The sequence below is a fragment of the Pseudomonas sp. JDS08PS003 genome (genome assembly GCF_045013505.1).
GTDB lineage: Bacteria > Pseudomonadota > Gammaproteobacteria > Pseudomonadales > Pseudomonadaceae > Aquipseudomonas > Aquipseudomonas protegens_B.
The window spans coordinates 3,176,201-3,189,041 of the sequence record NZ_CP120724.1 but is presented as its reverse complement, the minus strand read 5'-3'; the positions used below and the strand labels follow the sequence as shown (position 1 = coordinate 3,189,041).

Sequence of the window (12,841 nt, the reverse complement as noted above, 5' to 3'; positions counted from 1 at the left end):
AAAAATCCCTCTGCGCCCTCCTTCCCGGCCTCATGACCAGCCATACCAGCACTGTGACATCACCGACACTTGCAACAGCGCGGCGTTGCCCGATAATCAGCCACCGACTTGAGCCTCGACCCATGGACTGGAGAGCACGATGGCGTCCCCCCCGAACCCCCCAGGCCCCAACGGACCGTCGCAACTGCACTTCATCGAAAACAGCCCCTGGAAAGAGGCGCTGTTCACCACCTATGCCCTGAGCCTGACCTACTTCGAAAGCTACGTGCTGCCCCGACTGCGCGAAGCCGGCTGTGAAAAAGTCACCCTGCTGGTGGATATCCAGGGTTACCGCGGTTCGATGATGGAGTTGCGGGCGCGGCATGTGGGCAAGGACTACGCCTTGATCCCAGTGCGGGTCCAGGACGGTATTTTCCACCCGAAGATCACCTACCTGCGCGGCGAGGAGCAAGACCTGCTGATGATCGGCAGCGGCAACCTGACCTTTGGTGGCCACGGGCGCAATGTCGAGGTGCTGGAAGTCCTCAGCGCCGGGGAGCAGCCGGGGGCCTTCGCCGACTTCGCCAACTTCCTGGAAAATCTCTGCACCCAGCCGCGCCTGCAGATCGCCGACGACAGCGCCCTCTTGCCCTTCATTCAACGGGCCCGGGCCCTCAGCCAGCAGTTTCATGATCAGGCTCCAGCGCAGCCGGTGGAATTGCTGCACTCCCTGGACACCGCCATCACCGAGCAATTGATCGAGCGCGCCGCAGGCCAGCGCTGGCACAGCCTACTGCTGCTTTCACCCTTCCACAGCCGCGATGCACAGTCCCTGGGCCATCTGCTCAAAACCTTGGGCATCCCTCGGCTCACCGTTGGAGTGCCGGGCAACGGCGTCTCCTCCTTTCCCCTGGAGCAGACCAGGGACTGGCCGGTGGAGATCGACTGGGTGACCCCCAGGGTCGACCACAACCAGCGTCGGCTGCACGCCAAATGGCTGGAGTTGCGCGGCGCCGGCAGCTGGACCCTGACCGGCAGCGTGAATGCCACCCGGACCTCCATGGACAGCACCGATAACGTGGAAGTGGCGGTGCTGCGCAAGCTCGAGCGCGCCACCGAAGAATGCTGGGAGCCCGTCGAGGCGCCGCACTTTGAAGCCGATGCCTTCGAGCGCCAGGACCAGGAGGCGGCCCTGTGCGTCTATGCCCGCCTCAACCAAGAGCAACAGCTGGAAGGCCGGCTGATCGGTCAGCCACCCCTGGCAGGAGAATGGCTGGCGACCCTGGAGTGCGCCGAAGAAGTCCTCGAAGTGGCGCCGCTGCAACTGACCGCCCAAGGCGGCTTCGTCTGGCCGCTGCAGCAGGCCCTGGACTCCAGACTGGACGAAGGGCTGCAACTGCGCTTGCAGCGCGAAACACAGAGTGCCCGTGGCTGGGTCTGCATCGACGCCTACCTGAGCATGCCCCTGCCGATTCGCAGCCTGTGCGGTGCCCTGGGCCGACTGCTGGGGGGCAACGAAGCCCAGGGCGATCTGCAGATTCTGCTCAACTGCCTGGTGGTGCATGCGCAAAAACTGCCTGAAGAGCCCGATGCGCCAATAAGCACTGAGCCCGCCACGACGCCACACCCTTCGCCTGACAACGAGCCAGCCGGCACTGAGCCGCCTGCGCCACAGCCGCCCCAGCGCCCTCGCCACTGGCTGCCGACCGTGGCCAAAGCCGCTGCCGGCCGCGACGGCAGTTGGGCGCTGCTCCAGGCCATCGCTGGCTTGCTGCACCACGCCAAACCCGGGCAAGAACCCGGGAGGCGCGGTGATGCAGCACCTATCATCGAACTGGACAGTGGTCGAGAAGACCGCGACAGCGACTTCGATCCGGCGTCGGACCCCAACCTCGAATCGCTGCCCTCTCCCAACCTGCTCAACGAGTTCAACCAGACCCTGCAGAGCCTGGTCAACCTGAAGGGCCTGAGCAGCCGCAAGAAAGCCCAGTTGCTGTATGTCTGGTGTCATGTCGCCCTGGACTTCTATTTGCGTCGCCTGCACCTGCCGGCCAATGCCCGGGATTTTGCCCAGCGCTGGCTCAACTGCGTGGACCACGCCCAACTGGCCGCCGAAGATCGCCCGCTGGTGGACGAAGCGGTCTACGGCCTGGCCGCCACCCTGGCGCTGCCGGGCAGGCTGGCTTCCCCGGCAACCCTGGGGGCGCTGGACACCACCACGTTGCATGAGTACCTGGAGCGCTACGGCCAGGGGGCCGTGGACTTCGTCCAGGCCCGGCACCTGGCGCAACGCTGGTTCACCCAGGAAGCGGCGCAACAACTGGTGGACCATGGGGTCTGCGCAGCCCTGGCGGCCCTGGACGCGGTGCAGCAAACCAGCACCTTGCGGGCGCTACTCTGCAGCTACATCGAAGATCGTCAACAGGCCCGTCAGCAACGCCTGCCGGCGGACCGTTTCACCCCGCAAGAGATCATCGCGCTGCAACACATCCACTCCCCCCACAGCTCCCGGCCGGGTTACTACCGCGTCAACCATCGCACCATCAGCAGTTGCCCCAACACCCGCTGGTGCTACGCCCCGGTGGAGCGCGAAGCCCTTGCCCGCCTGAAGCAACGCCGCATCAACCACTGCCAGTATTGCCAGGCCCTGATGGTGTCACTCGAACCATGAACACATTGCCTCAACGCGCCTTTTTCGTATCCCCGTCCGTGCGTGAGAGCGGCGGCGTGGATTACCTCGGACTGCGACAAGCCAACCTGGAACTGATGGACCAGTTCATGCCGGGGATCAACAACCGCACCCAGTGGATTCGCCCGTATTCGGTGATGTGCTGGGCGGTGTGGATCTTCAATCGGCACCGCGAACCCTATTCGGGCGAGCTGCCCGTGGGTAAACGCTTCGAACGGTTCAGGGAAAAGATCGAGGTGCTGTTCGGCTGGAGCCATCAGTTGGTGGGTGAAGGTGCCTACATGGCCGGCAATGGCCAGTACAGCCCGCCCGGCAACGGACCTTTCACCCTGGACTTCAAGGCCTGGCATCGCGGCCCCAGCTGGTTCGATGCGGTGCAGTACGGTCCGTCGTTCAAGCCCGACACTGGCTTGGGCCTGGCCTGGCCGCAACCCGACGGCACTTACGCCGTCACCGAGGCCGGCGAAGCCCTGGCCCGAGCCCTGGATCAAGGTTTGCGTACCCTGGCGTTCTATCCATGGCTGACCTCGCTTGAGGACCAGCAGGGCAGCGTCGAACAGGCCAGCGCCGTGCATCTGCAGTGGGATCGCAATCGGCCGAGCGCCAAGGAAGCGCAGGTATTTCGCGATGAGTTCTACCCACCCGCGGGAATGGCGAAGAACCCCAGGGCCGGCCACCGAGAGTGCTCCATCGACCTGATCCGCGCCACGTTGCAGGTGCTGGGCAGCGAAACCAGCCTGCCGGCGCTGCGTCGGGCCATGGCGCTGCTGCCGATGTCCGACTTCCCGGCCGAGCAGGTGGCCGGGCTGGCCCCGACCCAGGCGCTGTGGCGGGTCCTGCAGTTGCGCCAAGCCCAGCGCCTGGCCTTTGAAAGCCTGTTCGGCTGGGTGGAACAGCATATCGCCCAGGGCCTGCACAGCAGTGAGGAACTGCGCGACCGACTGCTCTGCCTCGACGCCAGCCCACTGCAGGCCGACACCTCGGTACACGCCGCTCTGGAGCACTACCGTGCCTTGTCTGCGCAGGCAGCCAACTTGCTGGAGGCAGGGCTGCAGGTGGCCGAACTTGATCTGTTCGAGCGCATCGACAATCTGCAGGGGTACATCGACAACCACGACGAGCAAGCCGCCAGCGAGGCCTTGCAGTTGCTGTTTCTGGTGGCAGCCATCACCCAGGACCTCAGCGCCTGCCCCCAGCACAGCGCCTATCTGGACCAGGGCGGCCAGGCTCGGCTGTCGTTGCAGTACTGGGCTCGGTCACTGCAGCGCAAGCAGCAGATCAGCCTGGCGGAGCTGGTCCTCAACCTGATAGAGAACAACCTGCTGAGCCAGCACTTCGGCATCGCCGCCATCCGCATGACCGAGGCCAAGCCAAGGCTGCGCATCAGCCTCGAGGAACAAGGCCTGGTTTCCCTGTTGCCCGGTACCGACAACGCCTGGCGACCCGGGCTGACCGAAGACCGGCTGTACTCGACCCTGGCCTTGATGACGGAAAGTCGGCTGCTGCGCCGACGTTGGTGTGAAGAGACGAAAACCCTGTTCTATCAGTGTGCCGACCAATGACGACCGATTTTCTCTGGCGACGCCTTTCAGAGGGGCGTACTAAGCTCTGCTCATTTGTCTGTTCAAGGATCGCGATGAACTGGGTTCTGGGTGTCATGCTGTCCCTGTTGAGCCTCGCCGCCATGGCAGAGCTGCGCATGCTGACCGACAATCATCCGCCGCTGCACTTTCAGCAGGGCCAGCACATGACGGGCTTCGCTGTGGAGGTGGTGCAAGCCCTGGCGCAACGCACCGGCGATCCGGTGCAGGTGCAGCAACGGCCGATGTTGCGCGCCTTGCGCGATGCCAGCGAGGCCGAAGACACCGCGGTGTTTACCATTTTGCGCACGGCCGAGCGCGAGTCGCGCTATCAGTGGGTGGGGCCGCTGATGCAGACCGAAACCGCGCTTTACGCCCGCACTAGCGACCACAGCGCAGTCACCGACCTGCACCAGACCCGGGGACAGATTGCCGTACCGCGCAAGTGGCTGGTCTACAGCTACCTCAAGCAACAGGGGCTGGACAACCTGTGGGGCGTGGACAGCCCGGAGATCATGATTCGCCTGCTGCAGGTGGGACGGGTGCAATACCTGGTGGCCGACACCATGAGCGTCAGCACCTTTGCCGCCGAAGCGGGCCTGCCCTTCGATCAGTTGAGCTACCAGATGCCGCTGATGCGCCAGGACGCCTATATCGCCTTTTCCCCTAAAGTCGACGCCGCCCAGGTAGCCCGCTGGCAGCGGGCCCTGGACGCGATGAAACGCGATGGCAGCCTGCAACGGCTCAAACAGCGCTGGCATATCGACCGCAGCGCCCCATCAATGAATTGAGTCGCCCATGACAAGCCTTCTCCCATGGCTGCCCATGCCCCATCAGCCAGCACTCGACTGCCCGCAGCGCGGGGCCCTGGCCCTGCACGATTACCTGCTGTCTACGGAGCGCGATCCGGGTGGATATCCCTGGCGCAGCTTCCTGCTGCATATCCCGTCACGGTTCAGGCGCCGCAAGGCCCGGCCGCTCCTGACCCGCCTGCTCAAGCGACAGCTGACGACGGCCTCAAGATAGAATTTGCTGACTCGTGAACGGCAGTAAATCTCGTCCGCCGCGGCGAGTTTCGCTACTATGACGAGCCTATTTCTGTCTTTGCCGACCCGCCAATCCGGAGCCCCAATGCCCAGTCCCAAGGACCTCGCCACTGACAGCAACGCCCCGATGATTCCGGAACAGCGCCGTGAGCAGATCCTGCGCCAGTTGCGCAAGCATCAGGTACTCAGCGTGCATCAGCTGATGGAGATGTTCGACTGCTCGCACATGACGGTGCGTCGCGATATCGCCCTGCTGGAACAGGAAGGCCGGGCCTATTCGGTCACCGGCGGCGTGCGCATCGCCAGTCAGTTGCACAGCGAGCCCAGCCATCAGTCCAAGGCCGTGGTGGAGCTGCCGCAGAAACAGGCCATGGCCAAACTGGCGGCGCGCCTGCTGCATGCGGACATGACGGTCTATCTGGATGCCGGCACCAGCACCCTGGAAATCGTGCCGTACATCAAGGCGCTGTCGGGCATGACCGTGGTGACCAACGATTTCGGCGTGGTCCAGGCGTTGCTGGACGCGCCCCAAGTGACGGTGATCCACACCGGTGGGCAGTTGGACCATTCCAACCATTCCTGCGTTGGCGGGCTGGCAGTGGCGACTCTGCGCCAAGTGGTGACGGACGTGGCCTTTATCTCCACCAGTTCCTGGGACCTGCGCCGCGGCATCACCACGCCGTCGGCGCTGAAGGTGGAGGTCAAGCAGGTAGCGATGCAGTCGGCGACCCAGGTGGTGCTGGTGGCCAGCAGCTCCAAGTACGGCACCTTCAGCATGTACAAGATCGCCGACCTGGAGCAGTTCGACATCATCATCAGCGACACCGCCCTGGCGCCGGCCGCAGCGGACGGGATTCGCAAGCACGGGGTGGAGTTGCTGCTGCCGGCTCAGTCCTGAGTCAGCGATAACCCCCAGCAGTCCGTGGCGAGGGAGCCTGCTCCCTCGCCATGCAGAGACCGCAGTGGCCGTTAGTGGGGTTTCTCGGTCTCGGCCATGAACTGCGCCAACTCCTTGGCATACAACCGGGCCATGCCGGTGGTGCCATGCCCGCGGGTTTCGGCGCTGGCGGGAATCAGCAGCAGGCGTGCATCTTTCACTTGCTTGAGCGCCGCTTGCAGAGTGCCGGTTTCCGGTGGGTTGCGCTCATCGTCCGCCGAGTTGATCACCAACACCGGCGCCTGGATCCTGCCCAGGCCCGGCGCGGCGTTGTAGTCCGCCGAAGACTGCCACTGGTAGATGAAGTCATTGGCATCGGCGGTCTGCGGCGCCTTGAGGCGTTCATCCACCAGTTTGTCGGCCTGGGCCCGGGTCGGCGCCAGGGCCTGATAAGCCAGGGTGCCGCCACTGGTGCCGGTGGCGAACAGGGCATTGGCCAGACGCAGGGACGGTGGCTGGACAACGTAGTTGCCCTGGTTCCAGGCCGGGTCCTGCTTGATCGACTCCACCAGCAAGCGGCGCATCATCCAGTTGCGCGACGCCATCTCGGTGGGCTGCGAAGCCATGGGCACCAGGGCGTCCATCATCTGCGGCCAGGTCTGGCCCCAGATCCAGGTCTGCATGCCGCCCATGGAGTTGCCGATGATCAGGCGCAGGTGCTTGACCCCCAGCCCCTCGGTGACCAACCGGTACTGGGCCTGGACCATGTCGTCGTAGTTGTACTGGGGGAAGCGGGTCCGCAGGCCGTCCGAGGGTTTGCTCGACTGGCCGACACCGATGCCGTCGGTGGCAATGATGTAGTACTTGCTGGCATCCAGGGGTTGTCCCGGGCCGAACAGCTCACCGCCAAAATCCTTGCTCAAGAGATCGCTGGCCGGCCGGTAAGTACCGTGCAGGTAAAGGATGGCCGGATGCTTCGGGTTGCCCAGGGTGATGTAGTGAAGCTTCAGGTTGGCGAGCTGTTCACCGTTGTGGAAGCTGAACTGCGGGGCGACCCAGTCGCCCTCAGTGGCCGTCGGCAGGCTGGCTGCCGCTGCCAGGGAGGCGCCACCCAGGGCAAGAATCAGGCCGAGCGCGGCCTTGCAGGCAAAACGCTGCATGGGGAATGTCCTTGTTTTTTATTGGAGAAAAGGCCCCTTGGCGCGCTCGGCGCAAAGGGGCCGCACAGGCTTAGCGCGCCTGCCAGTCCCGCAGCCATTGCAGGCCGGCGGAGGTGTCGCCACGGGGGCGGTATTCGCAACCGACCCAGCCGTCGTAGCCGAGCTCGTCCATCAATTGGAACAGGTACGGATAGTTCAACTCCCCCAGGTCCGGCTCGTGACGATCCGGCACCCCGGCGATCTGGATATGGCCGATGCCCGCCAGGTCCCGACGCAGCTTCACCGCCAGGTCGCCCTCAACGATCTGGCAGTGATAGCAGTCGAACTGCACCTTGAGGTTGGCGGCGCCGACTTCCTTGCAGATGGCCTGGGCCTGGTCCTGGCGGTTGAGGAAGAACCCCGGCATGTCCCGGGTGTTGATCGGCTCCAGCAGCACGGTGATCCCGGCCTTGGCCGCCTGGGCCGTGGCATGGGCCAGGTTCTCCAGGTACACCGCGTGATGACGGGCGCGGTCGCTTTCCGAGGGCAGCAGGCCGGCCATCACGTGAATCCGTGAGTTGCCCAGCACCGCGGCGTATTCCAGGGCCTGTTCGAACCCCTGGCGGAACTCCTGCTCGCGCCCGGGCAGGGAAACGATGCCCCGCTCCCCCGCCGCCCAGTCACCCGGGGGCGCGTTGAACAGCGCTTGCTGCAGGCCGTGGTCGTCCAGGCGCTGCTTGAGCACCTGGGGGCTGTAGTCGTAGGGAAACAGGTACTCCACCGCGCTGAAACCGTCGGCCGCCGCGGCGGCGAAACGCTCGAGGAAGTCGTGTTGCGGGTAGAGCATGCTGAGGTTGGCAGCAAAACGAGGCATGTGAACTCCTAGAATCCAAGGTCAGACAAACGGCCAGATCAGCAGGGTAATACAGAACCCCAGGGTGCCGAGCAAGGTGGTGATCACGGTCCAGGTGCGCAGGCCGTCCGCCACGTTGAGCCCGGCCAGCTTGGTGAAGATCCAGTACCCGGCATCGTTGATATGGGACATCGCCAGCCCGCCACCGCCCATGGCCAGGCACAGCAGGGCCATGTGGTTGGGGCTCAGGTTGAGGGTGGCGATCAGCGGCGCGATGATGCCCGCCGTGGTCACCAGGGCCACGGTGGTGGAGCCCTGCACGGCGCGCAGCAGCATGGTCAGCAGAAAGCCCAGGGCCAGTACCGGCAGGCCGGTGGTGCGCAGCATGTCGGAGACCACGGCACCGATCCCGGTGTCCACCAGAACCTTGCCGAACACCCCGCCGGCACCGGCGATCAGGATCACCATGGCCACCCCGGGCAACGCCGAGCCGATCACGTCGGAGACCTGGCTGCGGCTCCAGCCGCGGCGCGAGCCCAGCAGCCAGGCACAGAGCAAGGTGTCCAGCAGCAGCGCCACCAGCGGCGCGCCCAGCACGGTCAACACGCCGCGCAGGGTGGATTCCAGTGGCAGCAAGGACGTGGCCAGGGTGCCCAGCAGGATCAACACGATGGGCAGCAGGATCAGGCTGACGATCAGGCCGAAACCCGGTGGCGGCGCCGGCGGCAGTTTCGCCGCCAGGCTGCCGGTGGACTCTTCCAGGCCCATGTGCGCCACGGCGGCCACTGCCTGGGCGCTGGCCGGTTGTTCGGCGCCGTTGTTCCAGGCCGCCAGGTCTTCATTGGTGACGTGAGGACCGTAGACTTCAGCGCGGATATCGTCGGTCATCGGGTAGTTGCGTCGGGTCATGCGCCCGGCAACGCGATAGCCGACGTAGCACAGCAGCGCAGTGAGCGGCAGGCCGAACATCAGCACCCGCCCCAGGTCCGCGCCCAGTTGGCTGGCCGCCGCCACCGCACCCGGATGGGGCGGCAGGAAGGCGTGCACGGTGAGCAACGCAGCGCACATCGGCAAGGCGAACACCAGCAGCGGCTTGCGCGCACTGCGGGCCACGCCGTAGGCCAGGGGCATGAGGATGATCACCCCGACTTCGAAGAACACCGGCACGCCGATGATGAAGCCGGCCATGGTCAGGGCCAGGGGCGTGCGGCGGTTGCCGAAGCGCTCGATCAGGGTCTTGGCCAGGGCCTCGGCGCCCCCGGACAGTTCGATGATGCGACCGATCATGGCGCCCAGGGCGATGATGATGGCGATGTGGCCAAGGGTCTTGCCCATGCCGCCTTCGATGGTGGCCACCAGCTCCGCCGGTTTCACCCCGGCCACCAGGGCCACCAGGATGCTCACCAGCATCAGGGCGACAAAGGGCTGGAACTTGTACTTGAGCACCAGGAACAGCAACAGGGCGATGCCGGCCCCGGCAGTGATCATCAGAATCAGCGGGCTCATTGGGCAAGCCCTCCACCCAGTGGTTGGCAGGTGTTGCAGGTGACGCTGGAACCCGTAAAGCCAATGCAGTCATTCATCTCGGGAAGTCCTGTTGTTATTGTTTTTTACCGGCAAGCCGCTCCCCACGAGAGCCCGATGGCGCTCCCGGGGGCCGCTTGCCGTGAAGCGTTGTCAGTGATTACCAGGCGGCGCCGAAAGCGTCCCGCAGTTCGTCCAGGGCGTGTTGATCCAGGGGCTCCGGTCGCGGCTGGCTCATCAGCCACAGGCGCGCGGTTTCCTCCAGTTCTTCCAGGGCATAGCTGGCCTTGGACACGCTGCTTTCCCAGACCACCGGGCCCAGGCGTTCGAGCATCACTCCACGCACCCGGTTGGCCAGTTGCGCCACCTGCTCGGCGACCTTGGGCGAACCCGGACGCTGGTAGCCGATCAGTGGAATGTGCCCGACCTTCATCACCTGATACGGGGTCAGCGGCGGGAGGATGTCGTCGTCGCGCCAGACCCCGGCCAGGGTCAATGCCACCAGGTGAGTGGAATGGGTGTGCACCACCCCGCCCACGCCCGGATTGCGGTCATACACCTGGCGATGCAGGGCCAGGGTCTTGGACGGCTTGTCGCCGCTGACCCACTCCCCCGCCAGGTTGACCTTGGCGATGGCCGCCGGATCGAGGCGCCCGAGGCAGACATCGGTGGGGGTGATCAGCCAGCCATCGTCGAGTCGCGCACTGATGTTGCCGGCGCTGCCGACGGTGTAGCCCCGTTGATAGAGGCTGTGGCCGACGTCGCAGATTTCTTCGCGCAGGGCGTTTTCGCGGCTCATGGCTGACCTCCGGCCAGTTGGCGCAGGGCCTTGGCGAAGAAGTCGCGACCGCCGAAGTTGCCGGACTTCAGGGCCAGGGCCAGGGGCTCGCCGCCGCTGCTGACCGTGGCCGGCACCCCGGGATCGATCTGTGCACCGATCTGCAACAGCCGTACTCCCAAGGCCTTGACCACTGCCCCGGAGGTTTCGCCGCCGGCCACCACAAAGCGCCGCACGCCGTTGTCCCGCAGGCCCTGGGCAATCTCGCCCAGAGCGTTCTCCACCAGGGCACCGGCCCGCTCGACGCCCAATTGCCGCTGCACCGCCTTGACCTGCTCCGGGGTGCTGGTGGCGTAGATCAGCACGGTGTCCTGCTGCGCCTGGACAAAAGCCAGGGCCTGGGCCACCACCGGCTCCCCCGCCGCCAGGGCCAGGGGATCGATGCGCAGGGCCGGACGCTCGGCCTCAAGCCAGGCGTCCACCTGGGCATTGGTGGCCGCCGAGGCACTGCCGGCCAGCACCACTTCGCCACCGCCCACCGACGGCAGGCTCGCGGCATCCAGGTCCCGCAGCTTGCCGGCGCGGCGGAAGTTCTCCGGCAGGCCCAGGGCCAGCCCGGAACCACCGGTCAACAGCGGCAGGTCGGCACAGGCCGCGCCGAGGGTGTAGAGGTCGGCGTCGGACAGCGCATCGGCAATCGCCATGGCGACGCCCTTGCCCCGCAGTTCAGCGATCTTCGCCCGCACCGCGTCCACGCCCTGGGCCACGCTGTCATAGCGCAGCAGGCCCACCGGCAGTGCCGTCTGCGCCTGCAGCACCCGCACCAGGTTGGCGTCGGTCATGGGCGTCAGCGGGTGATGCTGCATGCCCGACTCGTTGAGCAACTGGTCCTGGACAAACAGGTGGCCGCGGAAAATCGTCCGGCCATTCTCGGGAAACGCCGGACAGGCCAAGGTGAAATCGCCACCCAGGGCCTTGAGCAGCGCTTCGCTGACCTGGCCGATATTGCCCGCCACCGTGGAGTCGAAGGTCGAGCAGTACTTGAAGAAAATCTGTTCGCAGCCCTGATCCCGCAGCCACTGCAGCGCCGCCAGGGATTCGGCCACCGCCTCGCCCACCGGAGTGGTGCGGGATTTCAGCGCGATCACCACCGCGTCGGCGTCCAGGCCGGCGGCCACCTCGGCGCTGGGAATGCCAATGCTCTGCACCGTGCGCATACCGCCGCGCACCAGCATGTTGGCCAGGTCGGTGGCGCCGGTGAAATCGTCGGCGATGCAACCCAGTAGCGGGCGTGGATTGGAAGTCGTCATCACAGGCTCCTCAAACGGCATCGGGCTTGGCCACGGGCAGGTCGATGCCCGGGAAGATCTTGATCACCGCCGAGTCGTCCTCGCGGCCGAAACCGGCGCTGGAGGCCTGCATGAACATCTGGTGCGCGGTGGCCGACAGCGGCAGGGGGAATTTGCTGGCCCGGGCGGTATCCAGCACCAGGCCCAGGTCCTTGACGAAAATGTCCACCGCGGACAGTGGCGTGTAGTCGGCCTTGAGGATATGGGGCACGCGGTTCTCGAACATCCAGGAGTTGCCGGCGCTGTGGGTGATCACCTCGTACAGGGCGTCGGCATCCACCCCTTCGCGCAGGCCCAGGGCCATGGCTTCGGCGGAGGCGGCAATGTGCACCCCGGCCAGCAACTGGTTGATGATCTTGACCTTGGAGCCCAGCCCGTGGGCGTCACCCAGGCGGTAGACCTTGCCGGCCATGCCGCCGAGGATGGCTTCGGCCTTGGCGTAGGCGGCCGCCGGGCCGGAGGTCATCATGGTCATCTCGCCGGCGGCGGCCTTGGCCGCGCCCCCGGAGATCGGTGCATCCAGATAGAGCAGGCCCAGGGCCTCCAGGCGTTGCCCCAGGTCCACGGCGTAGGTCGGGGCCACGGTGGCGCAGCCGATCACCAGGCTGCCGGGGCGCAGTGCCGCTACCGCCCCGCCTTCGCCGAACAGCACGCTCTCGGTCTGCTCGGCGTTGACCACCACGGTGACGATCACATCGCATGCGCCCGCCAGTTGCGCCGCCGAGGCGCAAGCCACTCCGCCTTCGGCGGCAAACTGCTCGGTGACCGCTGCACGGACGTCGCAGGCGTGCACCTTGAAACCGCTGCGCAACAGCGAACGGGCGATGCCCAGGCCCATGGCGCCAAGACCGATGACACCGACATTGTTGTTATTCATGGGGGACTCCAGAAATAGACCAGGACTGTGCCGCGCCGGACAGGCGCCGGGCAAGAACCGGGCAGGACAGGGAAATCCGGATTGCAGGTCCGGCAAATGCAACACAGGCAGCGGCAACAGGCGCAGCGCCAGACGGCAAGCCCGGAAGGT

At 65.7% G+C, this 12,841-nt stretch carries 11 protein-coding genes; 5 read left to right on the top strand and 6 right to left on the bottom strand.

The annotated features are described in order from the left end of the window. Positions 1-139 precede the first annotated feature (139 nt). From P7C00_RS14705 to P7C00_RS14685, 5 genes are all read left to right on the top strand, one after another. On the top strand, positions 140-2,650 hold the full coding sequence (locus tag P7C00_RS14705; RefSeq protein WP_404939661.1) for a hypothetical protein: 2,511 nt from the start codon (positions 140-142) through the stop codon (positions 2,648-2,650). Next, the gene (locus tag P7C00_RS14700; RefSeq protein WP_404939659.1) at positions 2,647-4,230 is read left to right on the top strand and encodes a hypothetical protein; all 1,584 of its coding nucleotides are present in this window, start codon (positions 2,647-2,649) and stop codon (positions 4,228-4,230) included. Before P7C00_RS14705 ends, P7C00_RS14700 begins: the two co-directional genes overlap by 4 nt. Before the next feature lie 74 nt (positions 4,231-4,304). Beyond that, on the top strand, positions 4,305-5,039 hold the full coding sequence (locus P7C00_RS14695; RefSeq protein WP_404939657.1) for a substrate-binding periplasmic protein: 735 nt from the start codon (positions 4,305-4,307) through the stop codon (positions 5,037-5,039). Positions 5,040-5,046: 7 nt separating this feature from the next. Then, positions 5,047-5,274, top strand: coding sequence for a hypothetical protein (locus tag P7C00_RS14690; RefSeq protein ID WP_404939655.1), 228 nt, complete (start codon positions 5,047-5,049; stop codon positions 5,272-5,274). A 105-nt stretch (positions 5,275-5,379) separates the two neighbouring features. Further along, on the top strand, positions 5,380-6,192 hold the full coding sequence (locus tag P7C00_RS14685) for a DeoR/GlpR family DNA-binding transcription regulator (RefSeq protein ID WP_404939653.1): 813 nt from the start codon (positions 5,380-5,382) through the stop codon (positions 6,190-6,192). 71 nt (positions 6,193-6,263) lie between these two features. Here P7C00_RS14685 and P7C00_RS14680 read toward each other — a convergent pair whose 3' ends face one another. The 6 genes from P7C00_RS14680 to ltnD all read right to left on the bottom strand — a co-directional run bounded on the left by P7C00_RS14680 (position 6,264) and on the right by ltnD (position 12,691). Beyond that, a complete protein-coding gene (locus tag P7C00_RS14680; protein ID WP_404939651.1) occupies positions 6,264-7,331 on the bottom strand; it encodes an alpha/beta fold hydrolase in 1,068 nt (355 codons plus the stop codon). 70 nt (positions 7,332-7,401) lie between these two features. Further along, complete coding sequence (otnI, locus tag P7C00_RS14675) at positions 7,402-8,184, bottom strand: 2-oxo-tetronate isomerase (protein ID WP_404939649.1); 783 nt, start codon at positions 8,182-8,184, stop codon at positions 7,402-7,404. A 21-nt stretch (positions 8,185-8,205) separates the two neighbouring features. Next, on the bottom strand, positions 8,206-9,669 hold the full coding sequence (locus P7C00_RS14670; RefSeq protein ID WP_346632730.1) for an SLC13 family permease: 1,464 nt from the start codon (positions 9,667-9,669) through the stop codon (positions 8,206-8,208). Positions 9,670-9,847: 178 nt separating this feature from the next. Then, positions 9,848-10,486, bottom strand: coding sequence for an aldolase (locus tag P7C00_RS14665; protein ID WP_346632729.1), 639 nt, complete (start codon positions 10,484-10,486; stop codon positions 9,848-9,850). Then, positions 10,483-11,775 carry a 3-oxo-tetronate kinase gene (otnK, locus tag P7C00_RS14660; RefSeq protein WP_346632728.1) on the bottom strand — a complete coding sequence of 431 codons (1,293 nt, stop codon included), beginning with the start codon at positions 11,773-11,775 and terminating at the stop codon, positions 10,483-10,485. Before otnK ends, P7C00_RS14665 begins: the two co-directional genes overlap by 4 nt. 10 nt (positions 11,776-11,785) lie before the next feature. Next, positions 11,786-12,691: an L-threonate dehydrogenase gene (gene ltnD / locus P7C00_RS14655; RefSeq protein ID WP_346632727.1), complete on the bottom strand. Its 906-nt coding sequence runs from the start codon at positions 12,689-12,691 to the stop codon at positions 11,786-11,788. Between the last annotated feature and the right edge of the window lie 150 nt (positions 12,692-12,841).

Excerpts from the sequence above, each read along its gene's own strand:
- P7C00_RS14695 (WP_404939657.1), top strand. The coding sequence starts at position 4,305 with ATGAACTGGGTTCTGGGTGTCATGCTGTCCCTGTTGAGCCTCGCCGCC.
- P7C00_RS14685 (WP_404939653.1), top strand. The coding sequence starts at position 5,380 with ATGCCCAGTCCCAAGGACCTCGCCACTGACAGCAACGCCCCGATGATT.
- P7C00_RS14680 (WP_404939651.1), bottom strand. The coding sequence starts at position 7,331 with ATGCAGCGTTTTGCCTGCAAGGCCGCGCTCGGCCTGATTCTTGCCCTG.
- P7C00_RS14700 (WP_404939659.1), top strand. The coding sequence starts at position 2,647 with ATGAACACATTGCCTCAACGCGCCTTTTTCGTATCCCCGTCCGTGCGT.
- otnI (WP_404939649.1), bottom strand. The coding sequence starts at position 8,184 with ATGCCTCGTTTTGCTGCCAACCTCAGCATGCTCTACCCGCAACACGAC.
- ltnD (WP_346632727.1), bottom strand. The coding sequence starts at position 12,691 with ATGAATAACAACAATGTCGGTGTCATCGGTCTTGGCGCCATGGGCCTG.
- otnK (WP_346632728.1), bottom strand. The coding sequence starts at position 11,775 with ATGACGACTTCCAATCCACGCCCGCTACTGGGTTGCATCGCCGACGAT.
- P7C00_RS14690 (WP_404939655.1), top strand. The coding sequence starts at position 5,047 with ATGACAAGCCTTCTCCCATGGCTGCCCATGCCCCATCAGCCAGCACTC.
- P7C00_RS14670 (WP_346632730.1), bottom strand. The coding sequence starts at position 9,669 with ATGAGCCCGCTGATTCTGATGATCACTGCCGGGGCCGGCATCGCCCTG.
- P7C00_RS14705 (WP_404939661.1), top strand. The coding sequence starts at position 140 with ATGGCGTCCCCCCCGAACCCCCCAGGCCCCAACGGACCGTCGCAACTG.
- P7C00_RS14665 (WP_346632729.1), bottom strand. The coding sequence starts at position 10,486 with ATGAGCCGCGAAAACGCCCTGCGCGAAGAAATCTGCGACGTCGGCCAC.